We start from the raw sequence: 2,828 nt of genomic DNA, 5'->3' as shown, positions 1-2,828 counted from the left end.
TCCGGACAGCGGTCCATGACCCGGCGCACCGCCTCCGGCGGGACCACATCACCCCCGGCCCACACCTCACGCACCCCGGCGAACGCCTCCGGAACCTCCTCCGCCATCACCCGGAACAGGCCCGCCGTCAGCCACAACGAGGTGATCCGGTGCTCGGTCAGCAGACCGCCCAGGGTCCCGGGGTCGAGGTATCCCGGAGGGGCCACCACGACCGCTCCCCCGTTCAGCCACGGCACCCAGATCTCGTGGGTCGCGGCGTCGAAGGTGTGCGGCGAGTGGAAGAGCACCCGGGTGTGGTTGCCGTTCGCGTACATCGTCTGGGCGGCCAGGTCCGCCACGTTGCGGTGCGTGACCGCAACACCCTTCGGCACCCCTGTCGAACCCGAGGTGAACATCACGTACAGCCACTGGTCGGGGTGGGCGCCGGGCACCGGTGGTGTGGCGGGGAGGTGGGCGAAGTCGGCGGTGGTGTCGAGCACGACGGTCTCGGCAGAGGTTCGGGCCGTGATCGGGTGGTCGGCCAGCGCCTGGTCGGTGAGCAGGACCGACGCCGCGGTCTCGTCAAGGATGTGGAGCAGACGGGTCTCGGGGTCCGCGGTGTTGAGCGGGGCGTATACGCCGCCGGCCTTGACCACCGCGAGGAGCCCGGTCAGCAGATCCGCCGACCGCTCCATCAGGACGGCGACGACGCTCTCCGGCCGGACGCCGAGGCCCACGAGGTGGTGGGCCAGCCGGTTGGCGTCCGCGTCCAGCTCCGCGTAGCTCACCTCGCGGTCGCCGTCGACCAGGGCGATCGCGTCCGGGGTGCGGGCGGCCTGTGCGGCGAACAGCTCCGCGAGGCCGGCGCCACAGGAGCCGGTGACCGCGCCGTTCCATCCCTCCAGGATCTGGTGACGCTCGTCAGGACCGATGAACTCCAGCTCACCGACCGGGATTTCAGGGCGCAGAACGGCGTCGCCGAGCAACCGGACCAGCCGGTCGGCGACCGCCTCGACGGTATCGGCGTCGTACAGGTCGGTGGCGTACTCGACCCTGATGTCCAATCCACCGGGGTGTCCGTCGGCCGTGCGGTGTTCATGGAAGGAGAAGGTCAGGTCGAACTTGGAGATCTCCAGCGTCGTGAAGCCCGACTCGGTGGTGATTCCCGGGAGTTCGAGGGTCGGGGTCAGCGCTTCCTGAAGAGTGAGCACCACCTGGAAGAGGGGGTGCCGGGCGGTGGAGCGCTCGGGATTGAGGGTCTCCACCAGCCGGTCGAAGGGCAGGTCCTGGTGGGCCCACGCCGCGAGATCGGCCTCCCGGACCCGGGAGAGCAGGTCGCGGAAGCTCGGGTCGCCGCTCAGATCCGTGCGCAGCACCAGCGTGTTGACGAAGAAGCCGACCAGGTCGTCCAGGGACTGCTCCGAGCGGCCCGCGATCGGGGCGCCGATGGGGATGTCGTCCCCCGCGCCGGAGCGGGACAGCGCGGTGGCGACAGCGGCCTGGGCCACCATGAACATCGTGCTGCCGGTCTCCCGGGCCAGCCGGGTCAGCGCTTCATGCAGTTCCGCGGGAACGTGGACGCTGTGGGTGGCGCCGCGATAGGTGGCGACCGCCGGGCGCGGCCGGTCGGCCGGCAGGGTGGCCTCGTCGGGCAGCCCGTCCAGCGTCCGGCGCCAGAACTCCGCCTGGCGCTCGCCGTCCCCCGCGAGCAGTTCCTGCTGCCAGAGGGTGTAGTCGGCGTACTGGACCGGCAGCGGCTCCCACGCGGGGGCGATGCCCTCGGTGCGCGCCGTGTAGGCGGCCGTCAGGTCGCGCAGCAGTGGAGTGGTGGACCAGCCGTCGGAGGCGATGTGGTGCATCACCACCAGTAGGACGTACTCCTGGTCACCGAGTGCGAACAGGGTCGCACGGAGCGGTAGTTCGGCTTCCAGATCGAAGCTGCGGGCGGCGTGCTCGCCGAGCTCCGCCTCCAGTGTGACCTCGGTCGCCGCTACGACGGGCAGCTCCACCCGGACCTCGGCCGCCGGGAGCTGCCACTGGTAGGCGGCGTCGTCCGCCGTCCCGAAGAGGGTGCGCAGCGACTCGTGCCGCACCACCAGGTCGGTGAGCGCCAGTTGGAGAGCCTGCCGGTCGAGTGCGCCCGTGAGGCGCAGGGCCAGCGGAATGTTGTACGTAGCCGAGGGTCCCTCCAGGTGGTGCAGGAACCAGAGGCGCTGCTGGGCCGAGGAGAGCGGCACCCGCTCCGGCCGGACCGCTTCCCGCAGTGCGGGCCGCTGTACGGCGTCCCCGCCGGCCTCCACGTACTCGGCCAGCGAGGCCACTGTCGGCCCCTGGAAGAGGTCCCGGACGGTGATCTGGACGCCGAAGGTCTGCCGGATGCGGCTGATGAGCCGGGTGGCGAGGAGCGAGTGCCCGCCGAGGTCGAAGAAGTGGTCGTCGATGGTGACCGACGGCAGTCCGAGGACCTCCGCGAAGAGACCGCACAGGACCTCCTCACCCGGCCCGCGCGGTGCGCGTCCGGTCGTTTCGTTGCTGAACTGCGGGGCGGGCAGGGCGCGTCGGTCGACCTTGCCGTTGACGGTGAGGGGGATCTCGTCGAGGACGACGAAGGCGGACGGGACCATGTACTCGGGCAGCGTGCCGGCGATCTCGCGGTGCACCGCCTCGGTGTCGATCCGGGCCCCGTCGGCGGCGACGAGGTACGCGGCGAGGCGCTTGTCGCCCGGCCGGTCCTCCCGGACGACGACCGTCGCCTGACCCACCGCCTCCTGAACGGTCAACGCGCTCTCGATCTCGCCGAGTTCGATGCGGAAGCCGCGGAGCTTGACCTGCTGGTCGGCACGGCCGAG

The 2,828-nt window shown here is 71.3% G+C and carries 1 protein-coding gene; it reads right to left on the bottom strand.

What is annotated here, in order from left to right:
- Nucleotides 1-2,828 (bottom strand): condensation domain-containing protein (locus IE107_RS34290; RefSeq protein ID WP_189548250.1); only part of this gene is annotated, 2,828 nt, incomplete at both ends.

This window comes from Streptomyces gelaticus (genome assembly GCF_014649535.1).
In the GTDB taxonomy this organism is placed as follows: domain Bacteria; phylum Actinomycetota; class Actinomycetes; order Streptomycetales; family Streptomycetaceae; genus Streptomyces; species Streptomyces gelaticus.
The sequence above is the reverse complement of the archived record's forward strand: the minus strand, read 5'-3'. Positions and strand labels throughout refer to the sequence as shown.